The sequence below is a fragment of the Sphaerothrix gracilis Ecp01 genome, from assembly GCF_030405905.1.
In the GTDB taxonomy this organism is placed as follows: Bacteria; Cyanobacteriota; Cyanobacteriia; order Phormidesmidales; family Phormidesmidaceae; genus Sphaerothrix; species Sphaerothrix gracilis.
Window position 1 is genome coordinate 1 of the sequence record NZ_JASATW010000045.1, and the last position, 23,971, is coordinate 23,971.

The 23,971-nt window shown below is 53.6% G+C and carries 11 protein-coding genes and 1 pseudogene; 1 reads left to right on the forward strand and 11 read right to left on the reverse strand.

Annotated elements, in window-relative coordinates:
- A partial coding sequence (locus QJQ48_RS26160) for an IS1/IS1595 family N-terminal zinc-binding domain-containing protein (protein ID WP_428843099.1) occupies window positions 1-142 on the reverse strand: 142 nt, incomplete at its 3' end.
- A 46-nt stretch (window positions 143-188) separates the two neighbouring features.
- Window positions 189-383 (reverse strand): hypothetical protein, encoded by a 195-nt coding sequence (locus QJQ48_RS26165; RefSeq protein ID WP_346294187.1) that lies wholly within the window; start codon window positions 381-383, stop codon window positions 189-191.
- Between the two features lie 76 nt (window positions 384-459).
- Here QJQ48_RS26165 and QJQ48_RS26170 point away from each other — a divergent pair.
- A pseudogene (locus tag QJQ48_RS26170) lies at window positions 460-564 on the forward strand (DUF1016 N-terminal domain-containing protein); the annotation flags it as partial.
- Window positions 565-638: 74 nt separating this feature from the next.
- Here the strand turns inward: QJQ48_RS26170 and QJQ48_RS26175 are convergent.
- From QJQ48_RS26175 to QJQ48_RS26215, 9 genes are all read right to left on the reverse strand, one after another.
- Window positions 639-1,862 carry an ABC transporter permease gene (locus QJQ48_RS26175; protein ID WP_346294188.1) on the reverse strand — a complete coding sequence of 408 codons (1,224 nt, stop codon included), beginning with the start codon at window positions 1,860-1,862 and terminating at the stop codon, window positions 639-641.
- 104 nt (window positions 1,863-1,966) lie between these two features.
- Window positions 1,967-3,319 (reverse strand): efflux RND transporter periplasmic adaptor subunit, encoded by a 1,353-nt coding sequence (locus QJQ48_RS26180; RefSeq protein ID WP_346294189.1) that lies wholly within the window; start codon window positions 3,317-3,319, stop codon window positions 1,967-1,969.
- 75 nt (window positions 3,320-3,394) lie between these two features.
- Window positions 3,395-4,018: a hypothetical protein gene (locus QJQ48_RS26185; protein WP_346294190.1), complete on the reverse strand. Its 624-nt coding sequence runs from the start codon at window positions 4,016-4,018 to the stop codon at window positions 3,395-3,397.
- Between the two features lie 41 nt (window positions 4,019-4,059).
- A complete protein-coding gene (locus tag QJQ48_RS26190) occupies window positions 4,060-5,004 on the reverse strand; it encodes a hypothetical protein (protein ID WP_346294191.1) in 945 nt (314 codons plus the stop codon).
- Window positions 5,005-5,044: 40 nt separating this feature from the next.
- Window positions 5,045-6,337 (reverse strand): MFS transporter, encoded by a 1,293-nt coding sequence (locus tag QJQ48_RS26195; protein ID WP_346294192.1) that lies wholly within the window; start codon window positions 6,335-6,337, stop codon window positions 5,045-5,047.
- Between the two features lie 83 nt (window positions 6,338-6,420).
- Window positions 6,421-7,554, reverse strand: a complete 1,134-nt coding sequence (locus tag QJQ48_RS26200) for a sulfotransferase family protein (RefSeq protein ID WP_346294193.1) — start codon at window positions 7,552-7,554, stop codon at window positions 6,421-6,423.
- A 69-nt stretch (window positions 7,555-7,623) separates the two neighbouring features.
- Window positions 7,624-12,936, reverse strand: a complete 5,313-nt coding sequence (locus tag QJQ48_RS26205) for an amino acid adenylation domain-containing protein (protein WP_346294194.1) — start codon at window positions 12,934-12,936, stop codon at window positions 7,624-7,626.
- A gap of 80 nt (window positions 12,937-13,016) precedes the next feature.
- On the reverse strand, window positions 13,017-19,469 hold the full coding sequence (locus QJQ48_RS26210; RefSeq protein WP_346294195.1) for an amino acid adenylation domain-containing protein: 6,453 nt from the start codon (window positions 19,467-19,469) through the stop codon (window positions 13,017-13,019).
- Between the two features lie 22 nt (window positions 19,470-19,491).
- The coding region (locus QJQ48_RS26215) for an amino acid adenylation domain-containing protein (protein ID WP_346294196.1) at window positions 19,492-23,971 on the reverse strand (4,480 nt) is incomplete at its 5' end.

Sequence of the window (23,971 nt, forward strand, 5' to 3'; positions counted from 1 at the left end):
CTCTGACGTCATCTGAGTAGCCTCGGTGAGGTTCGTAGGTGTCGATGAACTGACGACCGCAGGCGACGCAGATGTGATTTTGCTTACCTTTTCTCTTACCGTTCTTACGGATGTGAGTGGCTCCGCACTCTGGACATTGCATCGCAGATTCCCTCTAATTCATCTTTTAATTATGCAACGCCATCTTTTTATATCCAGTTAGGTATCCGGTAGCAGGTATTGCGCTCAGATAGCGTCCTTTTACTGTGCAAGTTGCAGTGTCTGCCCAAAACACGCCCGCCTGACGGTTCCCGACGTTGGTGAATGGCGACGTGGTGCCAGCCAATCAGATACGACTGCCATTCCTGCTCACCCGCGGCGATCGCATCTAAGACCGTCTCCATCTGCGCGGTGAACTCCGGCTGAATTAGGTCTGGCAGCAGCTTTGCTAAAGCCGCATCTAGTTCTAAGCCCAGCAGGGTCGTTAACCGGGAACTTGTGCTGCTTTATTGGCATATCGGGCGCGAAATCTTACAACGTCAGCGAGAACAAGGCTGGGGTAGCAAGGTGATTCCGCGCCTTGCCAAGCTTACAGTCCCCTCGAATCCGGCCATCTTTCGTGACCTCATTGTCACCTTTCGTGACACGTGACACCAGAGCTAGGCACTGCGCAGCGCCACAATCGGATCTAACTTAGCTGCCTGCTGAGCTGGAACCACGCCAAAGAATAGACCAATTCCCCCCGAAACGCCGACTGCAGCAATCACCGCAACTGCGGAAATCTGAGGTTGAAACAGGGTAAAGACGCCAACTAGCAGCATGCCGCCTACGCCGATGGCAACACCCACAATTCCACCAGCGGCTGACAGCAGAAAAGCTTCAATCATAAACTGAGCTAAAATGTCGCTTTCCGAGGCCCCGACGGCTTTCCTCAACCCAATCTCCTGGGTGCGCTCTTTCACCGAAACCAGCATGATATTCATGACCCCAATGCCGCCAACGAGTAAAGAAATGCTGGCAATGGCCGCTAGCATCGCCGTTAGCGCTCTTGTGACGCGATTGCTCAAGTCCAGCAGGTCTTTTTGCGATCGGACATCAAAATCATCAATCTTCTGAACTCGGTGCCGTAAACGCAGCAGATTTGTGATTTGAAAACGGGCGGCTGGTAAACTTTGGGTGTCTTGAATGGCAACTGCCAAATTGCTAAGTTCAATGCCGTAGGGAGAAGTTTGGCCCACCAGCCGTCTCGACATCGCCGTTAGGGGAACCAAAACGGCCTCATCATAGTTGACCCGGCCCAGGACAGATCCTTTCTCGACTAGCACGCCAATCACTTCAAATCCGGCGTTTTTAATCCGCACTTTTTGGCCAATCGGATCTTGCTGCCCAAAAAGCTGTCTGGCGGCATTGGCCCCCAGGACAACGACCGCCCGGCTTTGCTGCATCTCCAACTGGGTAAAAAAAACACCCCGGCTCAGCCCAAAATTATGCACAACTGGAAATCCCGGCGTCGTCCCAATAATCGGGGCGCTGATATTGCGATCGCGGCGGGTCACCAAACCATTGTCAAAGTAGGCCGCATCGACAGCCCGCACAGATGAAACCTGCTCGGCGATCGCTTCAGCATCCTCAAGCACCAGTGTTTTAGGCAGGGCAACCCGTAGTCGCCGCGCTTCTGAACTACCCGGTACAACAATTAAAGTGTTGGGGCCAAGATTGTCTAGCTCAGACTCAACAAAATTTTGGGTGCCTCCCCCCACGCCGACAGTCGCAATCACAGAGGCATTGCCGATAATAATCCCCAGCATGGTCAGCCCGCTGCGTAACCGATTGGCCATCAGAGTTCTAACTGACATTTTTAAGCTTTCAGCGATGTTGACCATAGGTTACTCTCCAGTCAAAATAGGGACTCATTGGCTTCGCCGGTCTTAACCCCTAAGACAGTGATCAATTTTGTAGCTAGCTTTCATATCGTTTGCCATTTGCTTTAAGACTCTGTTCTTGCTTCAGGTTCAAGTTTTTCTAAATCTTGATCAGGAGGTATTTTTACGAAGATGCGTTCGCCTGCTTTGAGACCTTCCAAAACTTCAATTTGATTACCCACGGTCAAGCCTAGAATAACTGGACGAAATCGCGGACGTTGACGACTATCAGGTACCAGCACGCCAGTTTCGCCATTGCGAGTCACCACCGCAACAGCAGGCACAACTGATGCACTTCTAGCCTGTTCTCCCATAAACTCTACATCAACGTTCATGCCCGACTTTAACTGTGCCAAGCCCGTTATCAGCTCGACCTTAACTTGAAAAAGCGTCACATTTTGCTGCACGATTGCTTCGGGGGCAACCAGCTTGACCCGACCGGCATAGGTTTGATTCGGATAGGTATCAGCAACAATCTTGACCTGCTGACCCACTTGAATTTGGCTTACATCAATCTCTGAAATTTCAGCGACAATTTCTAAGCCTTTAGCCACTTCAACAATCGCGGACGAAGTGGCGGACGAAACTGCTGAAGCTGAGGTTGTAGGGGTCACAAAAGCGCCAACCGTAGCAAACTTTTGGGTGATGACGCCGTCAAACGGTGCTCGCACAAGCGTGTCTGCTAGCCGCACCTCTACCAGCTTTTGATGACCTATGGCTTCTTGAAGCTGAGCGGCGGCTTCAGCAATGTCCTCAGCTCGACTTCCCTGCTGCACCAGCTCTAAGTTCTGGTTGGATTCCTCCAAATTGGCGCGGTCTAGCTCAAGGGCAGCCCGAGCACTCTCAACCTCTTGTATCACCGCGTCTAGCTCATCTTGAGACAAAGCTCCCCGCTCAGTCAGATAGCGATTGCGGCTGGCACGTTCCTGAGCCAAAGCCAGCCTAGAGTTTGCATCTGCTACGCGGGCCTCTGCCTGCGCTACGCGGGCCTGACTCTGACGAATATCTTGAACGCGGTTGCCATTTTGAAGGCGATCGAGGCGAGCTTGAGCCTGAGCGACCCGAGCCTGGGCCTGTATCAGCTCAGCCTCAATATCGTCTGCTTTCATCTTGGCAATAAGCTGCCCTTGCTCAACGTAGTCGCCTTGCTCAACATGCAGCTCCGCCAGAATATTTGAGCTTCGCGGACTGAGGTTGACAGCCTGAATCGGTTCTACCGTTCCACTTGCTTCAATGCTAATTGAAACAGCATTTGTCTGTACCGGGACTGTCAATGCCTCTAAATCAGGTTCCTGTGAACGACGATATTGGGGTAAATAAAGGCTGGCGCCAGCCCCAATCAAGCCTATCGTCAGTAAGCCTAGAGCTAGTGATAGACTCCAGCGAACTTTGCCAATCACCGGAAGTTGCATGGTCATAGTTCCATAAAATTAAAGCTTAAGACTCTTAAAAGGCTGAAGTCTGCTGAATGGCAATGTGTACCCAGAATTTTTCTAAAGCGGAGAGCAGGAGTTCAGTTCCACTTGCCTATTAACTGAAGCTAGGATTTGTTCAACCTCGTATTGATCAGTACTATAAGTGCCTAGCTTTTTGGCTTCATTTTCTTTAACAAGATAGATTTCTGTATCGGTGTAGGTATAGTCTTTAAAGACATTGAGGCGAGGCTCAGTCAAAAAAATTAGAGCATAATCTATTTGAATCGGATCTTGTAAATGCCTTTTGATATGGTTAATCAAGTTTTCAATGTCCGATTCTCGCTTAAAAACTCTAATATAAGAGACTAACGAATCAACTTCAGCTCTCTCAAATAGAACGACGTCACCAAAACTGTCCGACTTTAAATCACGTGTTTCGTCATTCCTAAATAATATTACTCGTTCTACCCCGACCAGTTGGCCTGGCTCCATATTAGTTAATGACTGGCAAGCATCTTCAATTAGAAACACGCTAATACCGGTTGAAGCAGCATGCACCCGGGCGTACATGCCCCATCCCCCTAGCTTCCAAGAATTCAAATTAAAAAAAGTACTCCACACCAAGTGAACAATAGGCCAAACAGCCAACCATAAAAAAACGACTAAAGTTAATTTTTGTCTAAATTTAAGCTTAAGCAACATAACTGACTCCTAAACCATACAAGCGCTTAGTTTAAAGCAGGCTAATAAGGAGAGATTTTTAATAGCTGAAGTCCAATCAGGGCAATGGGTAAAAGGGAATGCAGCAGCAGCAAAGCCGTATAGTTTCGCTGTGGCCTTTGAGGAAAAAATAGAAAATCACAGCCAAGGGCAACAAACATAAATATAAATTCTAAAGAAGGTAAACCGATTCCTATTGTCATTGCTAAAAGCAGATATCTTCCTAGCTTTTGATTTCTATAAGTAACGACTAAAACTGGCACAGACAGTTCAACCAAAATTATTGCGCAATGCACAGCAATTAGCGTAAAGGTTAACCAGGTAGGTATAGCTATAGCTGTCCGAGCCATGCCAGACGAAAACTCAAACGGAATACCGTCGGCAGATAGACCCAATAAACTAATCAATGCTTTTAGAATCCACTGGCTAGAATAAAAAAGAGCAAGACTTGCATCTTGAAACAGGCTCCATCCTAAAAACTCTCCGTTCAGCCAAAATCCTTGAAAAATTTTATGAAAAGCCGAAAAAAAGTAAGCATACAGAATTGTGAACTGAATTAGGTGACAGCTAGTGCCATCTACTAGCTTTTTAGCTTTGTCAACAATGCGGATAGGGAATAAAACCAAAAATAATAGAATATAGCCTTCTAAGAAATAGTGGTTAGCTGTCCAGGGAAAATTTCCGATAATGATCCAGAAAAAATGATAGGCTAATAAAATTAAAAGACCAAACTGACAATAGCGTTTAGAAGCGCTTGCTATAGATGCTGCAAGTAAAATAGCTAATCCTAAAGCTGTATACGTTTCGCCGGGTTTTATTAAATAAAAAAGTAAGGCGCTGATAAAAATATGAAAAGCAAAATAGGTCTGAAAAGCCTGCATCAGCTCTAGCGATACTGGCCGAGAAAAGCTAGCAACTATCAGTTTGATAGTGCTGTTTAGTTGAAGCGGACTGATGAGCGATTTCATGGAAAATGTTGAGCACTCTAAAAAACATGAATGTAAATCATCAATCATCCGAAATCGTGTCAGGGAGTTCAATTTCTAGGCGGCGCAGTCGAGGATACTGATAGGCCGCTAAAGTGACAATTAAAGTTAAACAGCCCGTAACGATAAACATCAAAGCAATACCCCGGCCGGGACCTACTCCAATAATGGCTCCAATGCTGCTGGCCAAGAGACCATCAGGCAGCATCAAAGGCTCAAATATTCTGTCTGCTAGAGGTCCAGAAATCACATAACCCAGCGGCAGTGCCACCGTTGCGAATCCCCGTCTCAGAGCAAATACTCTCCCCTGAATATGGGCTGGAATCTTCTGTTGAAAAATTGCCTGATTAGGCACATTAATAAAAGGGATGCAGAAGAATAAGAGAAATCCAGACAACGTCATTAAGAGAATTGATGGACGCAGACCCAGCATGATCATGGCGATAGTTGCTAACGCATTGAAGCCAAACATGGTATTGATATAGTGATGTTTTGGAACTTCAATCTTGGCTAAAACTAAGCTGCCTATTAGCATGCCGATGCCGCTTATAGCCAGCATTCTGCCTAAAACATCTGAAGAAGCGATCGACAAAACCAGCGGCACAGCGAGTACACTAACAAGCCCCAATAAAAAATTTCTAAAGGTATAAAAAACAAGTAATCCTAAAAGTCCGGGTCTAGCTTGAATATACTGCCAGCCATAGCTCATTTCCTGTAAAAATGAGCCTTGTTTCAATTGTTCTGTCTCTGCTGTAACAGCGGGCGGAAACCTAACAATTAAAAGCGTAAAAATTCCGATAATAAAGGTTGCAAAGTCAACGAGCAGCACGCCATGTATTTTGATGGTCACTAGCAGAGCCCCTGCCAGTAAAGGGGCAATAATGCTGTTTGCCGATACGCCGAGCTGGGTTAGGCTCATGGCCCGTGTGAGCCGCTGTTTGGGAACTAACAGACTGGAAGCCGCTAGAAAAGCAGGCAGTTGAAGAGAGGTGACCGTCGCTGTAACGGCGTTGGCTAAGCAGATTTGCCAAACTGTGAGGTGATGACTGATGAGGAGTAGAAAAATAACTAGCGTTCTAAGACTCGCGACCACCTGACCAATAATTAAAATCCAGCGGCGATCCCAACGGTCTACCACGAGACCGGCTATGGGAGTGATTAATACAGCGGGTAAAGTTGTTGATAAGGCCGTCAGCGAGAACAGCGTAACAGACTCACTATTCTGATAGACCCAGACACTCAGCGCAAAACTTGTCAGCCTAGAGCCGATTAGAGAAAATAGACGTCCAAACCAGACAATTAAAAAAGTCTTCATTTAAATTACAGCATGGTTAAAGAAAGACTATGGCTTCAAGCAATAGATTCAGTAAGAGAGTTGAAAACCGGCTTAGACTCGTGTTAGCTGACTACTTGAATACTGGTAGGCAGTTCATACTGCCATTTGTCTAGGGTAAACTGCCAATTTTGCTTAATTTTGTCAATCACCTCCTGATTGAGCTGATAGTCCTGAGATTGGTGCTTTTTGCTTTCGTTTTCAATTAAAGCGATAAAAGCCTCTTTTGCTTGGGCAAATCCTGGAAGATTCAGGCTCTGATATATTCGTTCAAGTTCCCCTATTTGATTTTTGACAAAATCCTCGTATCTGATCTCGACTAAATTTTCAGGTGGAATTGCTCTTTTCTGTTCTAAGTAAGCCTGCATCAGTTCTCGATAGACAAAAAGAGTTGCCTCCTTCCATTCTTCATCTGAAAAGCTTTGTAATCTGTAGGAATAAACGTTAGCAGCCTCTAGCCGTTGCAGAGAACAATAAATCGCATACGGATTGCGATAGATATGAATGAACTTGGCATCTGGAAACATTTCTAAAAGCAGGCGGATTCTACCTGTATTCATCGGATTTTTAAGCACCAGTCTTTTACCGTTGGTGCTAATCGTTAGTTTTTTTAGAATTTTCAAGTAGACTTGCTTCCAGCACTGCTTAACTTTTGTATCAATCTGTTGAAACAAAATGAATTTTTTGAACAGTTCGTGAGTACGTCTGGGGAAACAGAGCATACGGTAAAACGAAAAAGGAGAGGCATGTAGTATGGCATACTCATCTTCTAAGGGGTAAGCCGCAGCTTTTAGATAGGCTTGGTCTCCCAGGAGCAGCTTGATGAAGCGATCGCTGGTTAGATAAAATTCCGAGTTAAATCCAATCTGAGTTGCTGAAGCATAGCCCAAAGTTTTGTCCTGGGTCAGGAGGCGATGCAGGTAGGACGTACCGCTGCGCCAGTGCCCCAGAATGAAGATGGGAGGATGCTTGATCTCTGTGTTTTCGATCTTTTGGCCGAACCTAATCTGTTCCAGGATTCTCAGAGGTGTATAGGCAACTGTTAAGACTGAGATCCACAGGGCCTTGAGCCAGTACTTTCGTTCAATACCGCCGCTCTCTACAATAATTCTTAGCCACTGGCCCAAGGACATACCGGCTGGCATCATTGCAAATTTCTGTAGTAAACTGCCTTTCCTTTTAGGGCGTCCTTTTTTCATAGAGTTAACTTCCTTGCTATAGGCTTGCATCAGCCTCAAACTTTTCCTACGTTTGGGCTGCAACTAAGATCAATTTTTCTGGGCCTGGATAAGACAGTTTTTTAGTTTCTCAGCCAAGACCTGAACATGAGGTGGATTAGTCACTGTGAAGTGATTGCCGGGAACCGGATAAATCTCTACGGGATATGTGGAAAACTGCTGCCAGCCGCGAGTGGAATCCTCTGAAAATTTCTGAGTTCTCTTTTCCGGAGACGTTTGCGATCGCATCTGCTGCAGTATTGTCGGTTCGTCTTCCTGAGAGCAATCGGAGTGATCCGTCTCAGTTGCGAAGAGAGCAATTTTAACCGGCAGGGCTGCGATTGGAGGGCAGTATATCTGGTTGATTTGGCAGTTTGCTTTAAAGGTTTGCCAGAGGCCGTGCAGCTGGGTGATGCCAGCATCAGCAGAAAGCCACTTTAAATTAATTTTTTCTAGCTGATGCTTAAAGTGCTTTAACTGCTGCTCCCAACCCAGAGGTTGCAGCGTTTCATAGGACATTTCCAGGCTGTGGCTGGTCATTTGCTCAATATTGTGCGCCAGTAAGATCAGCCAGGCAGTGTCATCGACTAGAAAATCAAGATTGTCTTCTGACTTAGTCGCAACCGGAGCGGCAGAATCGATGATCGCGAGCAAAGCAATTTGCTGTTCCTGCTGGTCGAGCTGTCTAGCCATCTCCAAAGCGACCCGGCTGCCAGCCGAGTGACCGCCTATAAAGTAAGGCCCCTGGGGCTGAACTGCCTGCAGCGCTTGAATATAATCAGCAGCCATTGTTTCAACACAGTCGTATGGCTTTGATTTGCCATCTAAACTGGGGGTTTGTAGGCCATAAAAGGGCTGCTCTAAACCTAGACAATGGGCCAATCCATAGAAATAGATAGGATATCCACCAGCCCCAGGAACACAGAAAAAAGGCGGTTTTGCGGCAGGCGATCGCCCGGTTTGCGTCCCCTTTGCCGCTAGATGGGCTGAACCAGGAACAATCGGCATCAACGTTCTGGGCAAAGCCGGAATTTTTGGCGGTTCAGGACTAGCAAAGTCGCTGTACCCCAGGGACTTTGCCAGTTCCTGAGTCGTGTCACTCAGAGAATCGGCGGAAAAGTGCTTTTTCCAACTGTGAGCAACGGCGGCATCAATACCCTTATGAGTGTGAAATTTAACGTCTCCCAGCATTCTTGAGAGGGGATGAATGCCATCTGTCATCCGCTCTTGTGAGTTCTCATGTATTTTCAGCATGTCAGGCTCAAACTCACAGCCAATCAGCTGACAGGCTTTTTCTAAAGCCGTTTCGGGCTGAGCTAGCAGATCTTCAAACTGAATACGGCATTGGCGAGCCTGCGGTATTTCATTCAAGAAGCTGAGAATGTTTTGATGACTGATGAGCCAAATTAGCTCTGCTAGCTCTCGCCTTGAGAAAGAATGAGCATACCTAAAAAAGACCTGCTCTAATCTAGCTGCCTCAAAAGAGTGAATCATGCCGCCAGGATGTCGGACTAAATGGATATAGCGAGGCTGCGCAAAATTTGTTTCAGCTCGCTTGAGAATTTCTAGATCCAGGGCATAAGAAGGCGTTTTATCCACTAGAGTGCGATCGCCAATCTCAGACTGCATCCATCGATAAAACTGCTTGGTGGGCTGCTGCTGCTGCTCACGCCTAGCGACAAACTCTTTAGCCTCTCTGGCGTCCCATCCTTTAACTGCCATGACCGCCCGAATAGCGCCTTCTAGCCAGAAGCTGCTGCGGTCAGTAAAAGCAGCGCGTCTCTCTGCCAGCGTATTGAAAGAAAGAAGTTCTAGCTCTGGCGGAGCAAATAAGCCGGGGTGGCCTGCCAGCATCACCCGCAGCAACGTTGAGCCAGAGCGCGGCGGCGACAAGATGAAGACGGCAGCAGGATTTTTAGCGGTCTCCGCATCCGGCTGGTCTGGCGGAGCAAGGGGAGTTATAAGCTGGCGTATCTGAGTGATTTTGGCCTGATCAACTCGCTGATTAAGACCGGGCTGCGCTGCTGCCGCAGAACCGTTGTCTACAACGGCTTGTCCCAGCAGTTGAGCTACAGACTGAGGGCAGTTGGTTTGGAGATAAGCAGCTAATTCAGCAATGGTCGGGGCATCAAACAGAGCGACCACGTAAACAAAGTCCTGCAGCTTTTCCTGCAGCTGGTTGATGAAAATTGCGCCTTTGATGGAGTCGCCGCCTAGCTCAAAGAAGTTGTCGTAAATACCGACCTGCTCAATCCCTAGGGTTTCCCGCCACATGGCAGCTAGCATTTTCTCCAACGCGGTTCTGGGAGCGACGCAGGGGAGGGCTACACCAGGAGTGGTCTGGAGCGGATTGGGCAAAGCCTGATAGTCTACCTTGCCATGCGGATTTAGCAGCAAAGCCTCCAAGACGACTAGGTGAGAGGGCACCATGTAGAGCGGTAGTTTCTGCTTGAGATAGCTGCGTAGGGCTGCAGCCGTTGGGGGCTGCGGCTGTTTCGAGACGACATAGGCAATCAGACGCGGGCTACCGGAATCGTCATTACGGACTGTGACAAGTGCAGTGTTGATAGCGGCGTGCTGCTGCAGGGCTGCCTCAATCTCTCCCAGCTCAATGCGGATACCGTTGAGCTTGACCTGATTGTCGAGACGTCCCAAAAACTCAATCTCTCCATCCGGCAGATAGCGAGCGAGATCGCCGGTTTTGTATAGACGCTGGCAACCCTCGCTCCCAATCTCTACAGAGCTGGCAAAAGGATGGGGGATAAAGCTGGCAGCCGTCAGCTCAGGCTGATTCAGGTAGCCTCGCGCCAAGCCAACACCGGCAATGTAAAGTTCACCGGGTACGCCTACGGGAACCAGATTCAGGTGGCGATTTAGCAGGTATATCTGCGTGTTGGCGATTGGGCGACCAATAGGCGGCGTACGCTCAAAGCGGCTGTTGGAGCAGTCGCTGATGGTGGCGCAGACTGTGGCTTCGGTGGGGCCATAGGCATTGAAGCACTGTCGTCCGGCTGCCCAATGGGTCAATAATTCACCGGGGCAGGGTTCGCCGGCAACAATCAGAGTTTCCAAAGCGGGCAGTGCTTCCCGGGGCAGCGTCGCTAACACCGATGGCACCAGGGTAACGAGGCTAATAGCCTGCTCTTTTAGATAGCGAAACAGAGCCGGGCCGGGCAGCAGGTCTTCTGATCGGGCTAAATAGAGTGTGGCCCCTGCCAGAAAGGTCTTAAATACTTCTGAGACTGAGGCATCAAAGCCCAGGGAGGCTACCTGCAGCACCCGGCTATCTGATCTGACGCCAAAGGCTGCAATCTGAGATGCGGCCAGATTGCAGAGTCCTCGGTGTTCTATCATGACGCCTTTGGGCTGGCCGGTCGAGCCAGAGGTGTAAATGACGTAGGCTAAATTTTTAGCAGTGACCTGACTTACTGGGTTGGCGCGGCTGTTTTGGGCGATCGCTATTGGGTCAGTGTCTAAACAAATGACCCTCGCCTTCTGACTGGGTAAGCGCTCTAGCAGAGACTGTTGGGTAATCAGCAAAGAAATTTGAGCTGCGGAGATGATGTGGCCCAAGCGCTCTGATGGATAGCTGGGATCTAGTGGCACATAGGCTCCCCCTGCTTTAAGGATGCCGAGAAGGCTAACGATCATCTGGGGCGATCGCTCTAGATAAATTCCCACCCGTACTTCTGGGCCAACTCCTAGAATTTGGAGATGATGGGCCAACTGATTGGCGCGGCTGTTTAGCTCCTGATAGGTCAACGATTCATCTGCAAAAACCACTGCAACGGCATCGGCAGATTTGACCACCTGAGCTTCAAATAGTTGGTGAATGCACTGGCTACGGGGATAGGCTTTCTGCGTCTTGTTCCATTCCACGAGGAGCTGGTGCTGCTCTTGGGGCGGCATCAGAGGCAGAGCAGCGACCTTCTGCGCCGGATTGGCGGCCACGCCTGCCAGCAGGGTTTGCAAATGCTGCCCCATGCGAGCAATTGTGCTGGCATCAAACAGGGCCGAGTTATAGGCCAAAAAGCCCCTCAGTTCTGTCTCGCTTTCGCTCAGGTTGAGGGTCAAGTCAAACTTGCCCATCAGGCTCTCTGACTGCACAGCTGCAATGCTCAAGCCTCCAGGCAGTTCGTACTTATCCCTTGGCGCATTTTGCAGGACGAACATCACCTGAAACAGGGGATTGTGGCTCAAGGTGCGTTCAGGCTGCAGCTTTTCGACCAGTTTCTCAAACGGTAAATCCTGGTGAGTATAAGCGGCTAAGGTCACCTGCCGCACCTGTCCTAGCAGCTCCAAAAAGGTGGCGTCCGGCTGCAGTTGGGTTCGCAGCACCAGGACATTGGCAAAAAAGCCAATCAGCGGTTCTAGCTCGATGCGATTGCGGTTGGCAATTGGCGTCCCCACTACAATATCTGTCTGACCGCTGTAGCGAGCCAGCAAGACCACGAAGGCGGCCAGCAGCGTCATGAAAAGAGTGGCCCCTGACTGCTGACTGAGTTCCTTCAGCTTCTGAGTCAGGTCAGCGCTGAGGGCGATCGCTTCTCGTCTGCCTCTAAAAGTCTGAACCGGCGGCCGGGGGCGATCGGTCGGTAATTTTAAGACAGGCGGCGCTCCAGCCAGCTGCTTTTGCCAGTAGCTGAACTGAGTTTCCAGCATCTCATTGGTCAGCCATTGCCGCTGCCAGTAGGCAAAGTCAGCGTACTGAATCGCTAAGTCTGGTAGCGGTGCGGGCTGACCGCTGGCAAATGCCTGGTAAAGCGCCGCTACTTCTCGGATGAAGATAGTTCTTGACCAGCCGTCTGAGACAATGTGGTGCAGGTTAATTAACAGCACATGAGAAGTCGATCCCAACTGCAAGAGGGTGACGCGCAGCAAAGGGCCGCGAGCTAGATCAAAAGAATATTGAGCGTCTGCTAGGATGAGGCGCTGTACCTTAGCAGCCTGCTCTGCCTCTGAAAGGGACCGCAAATCTAAGCGGGTAAGCGGGGGCCAAGCCGCCTGAACAATTCTCTGCACCGGATTCCCCTTCACCGTAGGAAAAAGAGTGCGCAGTATCTCGTGCCGCTGAATCACCGCTGCGATCGCCCGCTCTAAGGCCGCCGTGTCTAGAGCACCTGTTAGGCGCAACGCGGCAGGCACATTGTAAGCAACGTTGCCCCCTTCTAGCTGATCTAAAAACCACAATCTAGCCTGGGCAAAGGATAAAGGAAAGTCTCTGTCTCTGGGAACAGGCACGAGGCGCGGTTTTGGGTGACTGTTGTTAGCAGCCTGGGCAAGCTGCTGTTCGCGGAGCTTTTTGAGAATCAGCTCCCGTTTTTCGGGCGAGAATTTTTCGAGGCGTTTTAGCAAATCACTCATTGTGCCCTTCCTCAGCAGTCAAAATTTTTGATCGGAATCGCCTGTCGGCTGCTACAAAAACAGAGAAAACTAATCCTTTCTTAAACCACCTGTGTCTGCGCTTCCGGTTCCGAGAGCGCATCAACTTCAGCAAAAATTTGTTCAATCAAGCCTTGATCTGCCTGTTCAAGCTGTATCGAGACCAGCGCCTCAGCCAGTTCGGCGATCGTAGGATGTTCAAACAGGCTTCTGAGCGGCAGTTCCACCGCAAAGGCGGCTCGAATGCGGGAAATTGCCTGAGTCGCGTGCAGAGAATGACCGCCTAGATCGAAAAAGCTATCGTGAACGCCAACACGCTGAAGTCCCAGCACCTCAATCAGGATGTCGGCTAAGAGAATTTCGGTCTGATTGCGAGGCGCCACAAATACCGTCTCAGAATTTAGTGCCGCTGCATCTGCCGGGGGCAAAGCGCGCCGGTCTAGCTTGCCATTGGGCAGCAGCGGCAGCGCCGCCAGCGGCACAAAGACGCTCGGCACCATGTACTCCGGCAGCCGCTCGCGCAAAAAGCGCCGCAGCTCTCTGCTGCTGACACCGCCCTCAGCCGCCACCCCATAGGCCACCAGCCGCTGCCCTCCCTGCTGGTCGGCCACCGCCACGACTACCCCCTGCTGCAGCCGAGGATGCTCAGCCATAGCCGCCTCCACTTCCCCCAGCTCAATCCGAAAGCCTCTGACCTTCACCTGCCGGTCCATCCGACCCAGAAACTCAATGTTGCCATCGGCCAGGTAACGCCCCCTGTCCCCGCTTCTATACAGCCGTGCCCCCGGCTCATCACTGAAGGGGTCTGCCGTGAACTTGGCCTGGTTCAACTCTGGGCGCTGCAGATAGCCCCGGGCCAAGCAGGCCCCGCCAATATATAGCTCGCCAGCAACCCCAATCGGCACCGGCTGCTGCTGGTCATCTAAGATGTACACCCGGCAGTTGGCCAAAGGCCGTCCCAGCGGCAGTTGTTCCCCCTGCCACCCTGTTTCAGCCAGCGGCATCTGGTAGCTCAGCACCCCCACAGTCGCCTCAGTCGGCCCGTAGTGATTGACAATCTGACAGCCTGGCGCCCTGGCCTGCAACTGCCTCAGCCAGACGCCGCTGGCAGCTTCCCCCCCTAGAATGAGCTGGCGGCGCGGCAGCCCCCGCTGACCCTGATCCTGACCTTGGCTCTGACACTGCAGTGCCGCTAGATGGGAAGGGGTAATCTTGAGCAGGTCTATGGCCTGCGCTTCCAGATAGTCGCTGTAGGCAGCAGGGTCGCTGATCTGCTCTGCGGAGAGCACGTGGACGCAGCCGCCGCTGCAGAGGGCCGGGAACAAGATGGTGTAGCCCATGTCAGCTGCTATCGATGAGACCAGACCCCAGCGCAGGCCGCTCTCTGGCTGCAGGCGCTTCAGGATAGCGCCGGTATAGTTGACAATCGAGCGGTGTTCGATGGCCACGCCTTTGGGCTGGCCGGTCGAGCCAGAGGTGTAGATGACATAGGCCAGATTGCTGGGCTGCAGAGTACGGGCAGGATTCTCTCGTGGCTGCTGGCAGAGCTGCGGCCAGTCAGCATCGAGGCAGAGGCGCGGTAGCGATGGCAGCGCCAGCGCCAGGCGATCGCTCACAGCCTGCTGGCTCACCAGCACTGAAGCCTCAGCATCGGCCAGCAAGGAAGCGAGGCGCTGGGCTGGCTGGCCGGGGTCGAGGGGCACATAGGCTCCTCCGGCTTTGAGGATGCCCCACAGCCCTATCAGCAGCTCCAGGGAGCGCTCTAGGCACAGAGCAACCCGGCTTTCAGGCCCGACGCCGAGCTGCTGCAGGAAGTGAGCGAGCTGATTGGCTCGCTGGTTAAGCTCTGCGTAGGTCAAACTCTCAGCGCCGTAGACAACCGCCAGCGTTTCAGGCGTTTTCTCGACCTGCGCTTCCAGCAGCTCTGGCAGGCTGGCAGCGGGGAATGGGTGCTGGTTCTGGTTCCAGCCCTGTAGCAGCAGCTGCCGCTCTGCGGCCGGCAGCAGGGGCAGCTGCTCGACGCGCTGCTGCGGACTGGCCACAATCGACCGCAGCAACTGCTGGAAGTGGCCGCTCAGCCGCGCTATCGTAGCCGCCTCGAACAGGTCGGTGCTGTAGCGCCACATGCCGCTCAGACCCGCCGCCGTCTCTGTGACAAACAGGGTCAGGTCGAACTTGGCGGCGCTGCTCTGCTCGTCTGCTATCGGGGTCAGCTCCAGCTCTGGCAGGGTCAGCGCCGCTGGCGGCGTGTTCTGCAGCACCAGCATCACCTGGAACAGCGGGCTATGGCTCAGCGATCGCTCTGGCCGCAGCTCTTCTACCAGCTTTTCAAACGGCAGGTCTTGGTGAGCGTAGGCGGCCAGGGCGCTCTGGCGTACCTGGCTCAGCAGCGCCTCGAAGCTGGGATTGTCTTCAAGGCGGCTGCGCAGCACCAGGGTGTTGACGAAGAAGCCAATCAGCGGCTCTAGCTCTGGCCGGTTGCGGTTGGCGATGGGAGAGCCGATGGCGATGTCTTTCTGGCCGCTGTAGCGAGCGAGGAGGACGCTCAAGGCGGCGACTAGAGCCATGAACAGGGTGGCGCCGCAGCGCTGAGCCAGCTGTTTGAGCTGGGCGGTGAGGTCGGCATCGAGGCAGAAGTGGCTGCGAGCGCCGTGGAAGCTTTGGAGGGGTGGGCGGGGCTTGTCGGTGGGCAGGGGCAGCAGAGCGGGCAGGCCAGCGAGCTGCTGCCGCCAGTAGGCGAGCTGCTGTTCGAGTCTTTGGCCCTGGAGCGATTGCCGCTGCCAGTGGGCGAAGTCGGCGTATTGGATAGGCAGGGGGGGCAGGGGTGAGGGCTGAGCCTGGGCGAAGGCGCGGTAGAGGGTGGCTAGCTCGTTGATGAGGAGGCCCATGGACCAGCCGTCAGCAATGATGTGGTGCATCGTTGCCAACAGGATATAGGTGTCTGGGCTTAGCTGCAGCAGGGAGGCCCGCAGCAGGGGACCTGTCGCCAAGTCAAAAGGCTGCCGGGCGGCGGCAGCTATCTGCCGCTGGACTTCGGTAGACTGGGCCACCTCTGACAGACTGCGCAAATCAACCCGGCGCAGAGATTCATTCCAGCTCGGAGCGATGTGCTGCACCGCTTGCCCGTCCTGACTGGGAAAAGTAGTGCGCAGAATCTCATGCCGGGCGACGATCGCCGCGATCGCTTGCTCTAGCGCCTCAAGATTGAGCGCGCCTCTTAGGCGCAGAGCCGCAGATAGGTGGTAGTTACCCCGACTTTCTTCCAACTGGTCTAGGAACCAGAGCCGCTGCTGAGCGAAAGAGAGGGGCAAATTGCCCTCGCGGGCAACAGGGGCGATCGCCGTAAACGGTAGCCCCTGAGCGGACTGACGCTGGGTGTCAATCAGTTGGCTGAGCTGGGCCACCGTCAGGCTGTCAAACAGGCTGCGCAAAGGCAGATCTAGGGCAAAGGTTTGGCGCAGCCGCGAAACAACCTGCGTTGCTAACAGCGAATGCCCACCCAAGTCGAAAAAATTATCGTAGATGCCGACTTCACATCCCAGCAGTTCAGTCCAGATGCTGGCCACCAGTTCCTCTGTCGGCGTCCGTGGGGCCACAAAGCCGATTGCCAAATCCCGCTGGGATAGATCGGGGGCTGGCAAAGCGCGGCGATCGACTTTGCCATTCACCGTCAGGGGCAACCGCTCTAGCTGCATGAAGATGGCAGGAATCATGTAGTCGGGCAGCTGCTGTTTGAGATGTGCCTTTAAAGCCCTGATGTCTATCGGGCGATCTCTGACCACATAGGCGACCAGTCGGCGATCGCTAGGCGTAATCTCAGCGGCTACAACAACGCACTGCTGCACCTGTTCGGACAAATTGAGGACGGCTTCGATTTCCCCTAGTTCAACCCGAAAGCCCCGGATCTTGACTTGATGGTCGATTCGGCCGAGAAACTCAATATTGCCGTCCGGGCGGTAGCGTGCTAAATCGCCGGTTTTGTACAGACGGGCATCCGGTCGATGACTCAAGGGATGGGGAATAAACTTCGCCTCGGTTAAGTCAGGCCGATGGAGATAGCCCCTAGCCAGACCGTCACCGCCAATATAGAGTTCGCCGGCTAGGCCAATTGGGACTGGCCGTAGCTGTTTATCTAAGATATAGAGCTGGGTATTGGCAATTGGCCGGCCAATTGGAACAGCCTCTGCCAGAGCAGTCTCCGCCTTGACCTCATAGACGCAGCAGCCAACAACCGTCTCTGTTGGCCCATATTCATTGATGATTCTGGTTTCAGGGGCATGAGCCTGCCAGCTAGACAAGCTGCTGCCTAGCAAAGCTTCCCCCCCAAGGACGATAGCTTTAGTCTGACCGGCCAGCTGATCGACAGGCAGCAACTGATTCAGCAGCTCCAAATGGGCCGGCGTAATTTTGATCAAGCTGAAATTGCGGTGGGAGCGCAGCGCCTCACCCAGAGCTTCGATCTCGTTTTCTTCAGGCAGGAGCACCACTTTCTGGCCGACCAGGAGGGGAGCAAACAGGCTGGTGATTGTGGCATCAAAGCTGATTGAAGAGTGAACTAGGGTGCCGCCGCCTGCGGCGACAGCATAAGCCTGGGTACACCAGCTAAGGTAGTTAACCAGTCCTCGGTGCACAATCATCGTGCCCTTGGGTTTTCCGGTCGAGCCAGAGGTGTAGATAACGTAGGCTAGATTTTGCGGGTGAACATCACTGGCAGGGTTGCGGGCATCCTCGCGGCCCACCTTGTCCCAGTCAGCATCTAGATAGACCACCTGAGCGGCGTGGGCTGGCAGTTTTGGCCTTAGCTGTTTCTGGGTTAACAGCACTGCGGCCTGAGAGTCTGCCAGCATGAAGGCCAGCCGTTCTGGCGGATAGCTAGGATCTAAAGGGATGTAGGCTCCTCCCGCCTTGAGAACGCCCAGCAGCCCCACCAGCATTTCCCAAGAGCGCTCGACGCAGACACCGACCAGCACTTCTGGTTTAACGCCCAGCTTTTGTAAATAGCGAGCGAGCTGATTGGCCTTGCGATTGAGCTGCCCGTAGGTTAGCGATCGCCCTTGAAAAGTAACCGCAGGAGCTTCGGGGGTCTGATTGACCTGTGCTTCAAAGAGCTGATGCAGACATTTCTCTCTGGGATATTCCGCCTGAGTGTTGTTCCACGCCGCCATGAGCTGTTGTTCAGCGGCCTCCAGTAGGGAAATGTCTGAGAGCTTTTGCTGAGCATTGGCGGCGATGGCAGTCAGCAAATTTGCCAAATGCTTTAGCAGGCGCTCCACAGAGGCAGCTTCAAACTGCTGGCTGTCATAGTGAATCTGAATGCTCAGCCGCTGCGTTGGCATGACGACAACGGTGAGCGGATAGTTGGTGCGCTCAAATCCCGACAGATGACTGATTTGAATATGGCCGTGGCGCTGCTGCAGCGACTGGTCTATGGGATAGTTTTCAAACACTAAAATACTGTCAAACAGGGGACAGCCCTGGGGCATTTCGCTCCACTTTTGGATGTCAGCCAGCGGCGTGTAGGCATATTGTTCTCGCTCCACCTGACGGGACTGTATGGTCTGCAGCCAGGTTAAAAGGTTGGCTTCTGGGCTGATTTGGAGCCGCGCTGGCAGGGTGTTGATCAGCGGCCCCACAATTGACTCTGAATCTGCCAGATGGGGAGACCGGCCTGAGACAGTGGCGCCAAACACTACGTCAGTCTCGCCGCTGTAGCGACTCAGGAGCAGCCCCCAGGCTGCCTGCACCAGAGTGTTGAGCGTCAAGCGATACTGCTGGGCGAAGTTTCTTAGCGTTTGGGTTGAGGCGGCGGCCAGTTGGATCTGCTGCTGTCTTGGTTCGCCCGTCAAATTGGGCCGGGCCGGTCGAATCGGCAGGGGCGTGGGCTGGGTCAATCCCTGCAGTGAATGCTGCCAAAATGCTTTTGCCTGAGCAAGATCCTGCTTTTGCAACCAGGTGATATAGCGGCGGTAGGGGGGAGCTGGTGGAAGCTGGCGGTCTTTGCCTTGAGTAAGGGCTTCATAATAGGTCAGCATCTCGTTCAGAATCAGGGGCTTACACCAGCCATCGAGCAGCAGATGGTGATAGCTCCAAACAAAGTAATATTTCGCTGCCGCAATTTGAATCAGGGCCAAGCGCATCAGCGGTGCCTGGTGTAGCTCAAACCCCTGTTCCCGGTCAGTTTGCAAGAATTGCTCTAGCAGCGCGGGGTGGTCGCTAGGGGGCTGCGATCGCCAGTCTGCCGTCATCCACGGCAAAGAAACCGATTTGCGGACAATTTGCAGCGGTTGTTTACGTCCTTCCCAGAGAAATAGAGTCCTTAAAATAGGATGACGCTCGACAACGCGCTGCCAGGCTTGGCGAAAGGCCGCCGGATTGAAGTCACCGCTTAGCGTGCAGCTAATCTGCTCAAAGTAGGCTCCAGACTCTGGCGCCAGCAGGGTGTGAAACAGCATCCCCTGCTGCATCGGGGACAGCGGATAAATAGACTCGACGTTCTTAGCGGTTTGTGTACTCATTCCGACCCTTCTCGGCTAAAAATCAGATGTTTTCAAGTTCGGCCATTAGCTCATCTAGCTCTTGCTGATTCAAATTGGCTTCCGGAAAATCAGAGGGGGTAGAGCCGCCCGCTTCTGGCGATAGGCAGTGCTCAATCAGCTCGACGAGCTGCGCCATATACCGCTGCACCAGCTGCTCTACGGTTGAGCGTTGATGAATCTTTTTGCTATAAGTCCAGGTCACCTGCAACTGCTGATCTTCAACTACGGCTAGGATGTCGAGCAAATAGCCGCGATCGCCTAGCGGACTGCGATTGGAACCGGCTGACTCTGGTGCTCGCTCTAGCCAGTTCCCCGTTGCTGCTGTCTGGGGTAGCTGCCCTAAATAGTTAAATCGCACCTGTGGGGCTGGCAGGCGGCTCAATTGCTGTCCTACGGTTTCATCCGCCTGCAGATAGCGCAGCAGCCCATAGCCAAGTCCTCGGTTGGGAATTTGGCGTAACTGCTCTTTGACGGACTTGAGCGCCTCGCCGGGAAGAGTGGCCTGATTGAGCTGCAGGCGTACCGGGAAGAGGGTCGTAAACCAGCCGACCGTACGGGAGATGTCTATGTCTTCAAACAAGTCCTCACGGCCATGTCCCTCTAGCTCCAGCAGCAAAGCCGACTGCTGAGTCCACGGCATCAGGCTTCGCACCAGCGCCGTCAGCAAAACGTCATTAATCTGAGTGTTGTAGGCTTTGGGCACTGTTTGCAGGAGGGCCTGGGTTTGGGCGGCGGTGAGTGCACGGGTCACTCCAGCGGTAAAAGCAATCGTGTTGGCCTGGGGAGCGGGAGGAAAATCCGTTGGCAAGGCTGGCGCATCCGCAAGGGTCTGCTGCCGCCAGTAGTCCAGTTCAGCGGCTACCGTGGCTGACTGAGCGTAGGTGCTGAGGCGTTCAGCCCAGGTCTTGAAGGCGGTGGATTTAGGCGGCAACTGCAGCGGCTGGTCTGAAGCTAGCTGCTGATAGGCAGTCACCCAGTCCGCCAGCAAAATCCGCCAGGAAACCCCATCAATGACCAAATGGTGAATGACGATCAGCAACCGTCCCGGCTGAGTCGGCCCTCGCTGAAACCAAACGGCCTTGGCTAGCGGCCCCTGAGCTAGATCTAAGCGTCGCTGCACTTGGGCTGACATCTGGGCGATCGCCGCTGCTTGCTCCCCAGGCAAAATATCTGTTAGATCTATCACCTCTAAGGGAAAAGCCGTCTCAGGGGCTGCGTGGGTTTGCTGCCAGCCTGTGGCGGAGCGCTCAAACCGCAGCCTCAGAGCATCGTGGTGGACTATTAGCTGCTGTAGGGCTTGTCGCAGCTTTTCACCGTCAATATCGGCGGGCAGGCTTAACAGCACGGACTGATTGTAGTGGTGAGGCTCAGGAGATGCCTGCTGCCAAAAGCGCTGCTGAATCGGCGTCAACGGCGCTGAGCCAGTCACCGGCCCCTGCTCGGCCTGGATCTGGGCAACTGGTGTCGCCACCGTCGCTAGTTCAGCAATGGTCTGATTCTCAAATAGCTGTTTAGGGGTCAGCTTCAAACCCACCTGCCGGGCTTGGGCAATAATCTGGATACCGAGAATGGAATCTCCCCCCAGTTCAAAGAAGTTGTCGTGCACCCCCACCCGCTCAAGGCCCAGCAACTGCATCCAAATGGCGGCTAAAGCCTCTTCCGTGGCGCTGCTAGGAGCTACGTAGGCAGCCGTTGCCAGGTCAGTCGCTGCTGGCACAGGCAAAGCCCAGCGATCGACTTTGCCATTGGGCGTTAGCGGCATGGCAGCCAAGGAAACAAACAGAGCAGGCACCATGTAGTCTGGCAGCCGCTGCTTCAAGTAGGAACGCAGCTCCGGGGATAGGCGATCTGGAGCTAGCGCCGAGACGACGTAGGCAATCAGACGAGAAACCTCAGCCTGGCTGGTTTGGGCAATCACGACAGCTTCAGTGACTTGGGCATGGGTCAGCAAGGCCGCTTCGATTTCCGCCGGTTCGATGCGGAAACCTCTAATCTTGACCTGATTGTCCAAACGTCCCAGAAACTCGATATTGCCGTCGGGCAGGTAGCGAGCCAGATCGCCGGTTTTATAGAGGCGAGCGTCGGGTTCAGAGCTGAAGGGATTGGCAATGAATTTTGCCTGGGTCAGCGCGTCCTGATTCAGATATCCCCGGGCGAGGCCGGCTCCGCCCACGTGCAGCTCGCCGGGAACACCCATTGGAACGGGCTGTAAATGCTGGTCGAGGATATAGAGTGTCGTATTAGCTAAAGGTCGGCCCAGCGGCACAGTGGCCCGCTGGCCGGATAGCGGCGATCGCGGCAGCCGGTAAGTGGCAACGCCGACGGTTGCTTCCGTAGGACCGTAGTGATTGAGGATCGTGCAATCGGGCGCCAGGTGGTGCAAGCGATCGACCCAGTGGCAGGGAGAGGATTCTCCCCCCAGAATTAGCTGACGGCGTGGCAGCACACGTTCCGGGCGATCGCCACTCTGCAAGGCCGCCAGATGAGAAGGAACAATTTTGAGCACGTCGATCGGGTTCTGGGTGAAATAATCTGCCAGTGCGTCAGGGTCAGCCGCTCGCGCTGCCGAGAGGATATGGAGACAGCCGCCTGTACACAGGGCCGGAAAGAGGACCGTGTTGCCTAAATCAGCGGCGATCGTTGAGATCAGCGCCCAGTGATAGCCGGGGGCAGGCTCTAAATGTTCTAAAATCCCCTGGACGTAGTTGACGATTGAGCCATGTTCAATCGCCACCCCTTTGGGCTGCCCGGTAGACCCCGAAGTGTAAAGGACGTAGGCGAGGCTGTCTGACCGAGTTCTCTGAGCCGGATTGGAGCGCGGCTGGCGGGCTATCAGCGGTTCGTCAGTATCTAAGCAAACGCACGCTCGGCGTGAGGGCTGGGGCAACTGCTCTACCAGGTGTCGCTGAGTTAGCAGGACTGCTACCCCGGCATCCTCTAGCACAAATGCCAGACGCTGCTGGGAATAGGCTGGATCGAGGGGAACATAGGCCCCGCCCGCTTTGAGAATGCCCCACAAGCCGACCAGCAGGTCTAAAGACCGCTCCGCGTAGAGGCCGATCTTGCTTTCCGGCCCGACTCCCAGAGTTGACAGATAGTGAGCGAGCTGATTGGCCCGCTGGTTGAGTGCTTCGTAGGTCAGGCGCTCCGTTTCGCATACGGCTGCCACAGCTTCAGGGGTTCTGGCCACCTGGCTTTCAAACAGTTCCTGGAGACAGTGAGCTGGCCGAAAAGTCTTCTGGGTCTGGTTCCAGTCGATTAAAAGCTGACGCTGCTCGGCTGCCGACAGCAGCGCCATTTGAGCCACTGGCTGATGGGGATTGGCCACAATTGCCCTCAGCAAGGTCTGAAAGTGGGCCATCATCCGGTCAATCGTGGCTTCGTCAAATAGATCTAAGTTGTATCGCCACTCGCCGCCAATGCCGCTGGCTGATTCGGACATGGCCAAGGTTAAATCAAATTTGGCGGTGGCTGGCCTCAAGTCCAGGGGCGTCAGCGTCAAGCCCGGTAGCTGCAGCGTCTGCCCTGGCGGCAAGGTCTGCCAGTCAAACATCACCTGAAATAGGGGACTCTGACTTAGCGATCGCTCAGGCCGCAGTTCTTCTACCAGCTTTTCAAAGGGCAGATCCTGATGGGCATAGGCCCCCAGAGCGATTTGGCGCACTTTTGCCAGCAGTTCGATAAAGGTGGGATTGTCCTGCAGGCCGATCCGGAGGGCCAAAGCATTGACAAAGAAGCCAATCAGCGGCTCAACCTCGCGGCGGTGGCGATTGGCAATCAGGGAGCCAATGACCAGGTCTGTCTGACCGCTATAGCGGGAGAGCAGCGTGCTAAAAGCTGCCAGCAAAGTCATGAACAGGGTCGCGCCTGACTGCTGGCTCAGCCGCTTGAGCTGAGCCGCAAGCTCGGGTTCGAGTGAAAAGCGCTTGGCTGCGCCTCGAAATGTTTGGACTGGCGGGCGAGGCCGATCGGTCGGGAGGGCCAGCAGAGCCGGGGCATCTGCGAGCTGCTGCCGCCAGTAAGCCAGCTGCTGCTCTAGTACGTCCCCCTGCAGCCACTGTCGCTGCCAGTGGGCAAAATCAGCGTATTGGATAGACAGCTCAGGTAACGGCGCGGGCGCAGCCTGCAGCATTGCCGGGTAGAGAACGGCCAGCTCGTGCAGAAAAATTCCCACCGACCAGGCATCCGCAACAATGTGGTGCAGATTAATGATCAGGCCGTAGGACTGCTCTGCCAGCTGCAGCAGGGTGAAGCGTAGCAGCGGCTCATTGGCTAAATCAAAGGGGCGCTGGGCTTCCTGGCAAGTTAGCTGCTGTAGCCGCTGGGCCTGTTCTGCAGCGGGTAAGCCCTGCCAGTCGATTATTGCCAGCTTCGTAGTCAGGCTAGGATCAATCACCTGCTGCGCTACCCCTTCTTGCGCGACGAAGCGGGTCCGCAAAATTTCGTGCCGCTGCCCGATCGCCTGGATCACTCGCTCTAGA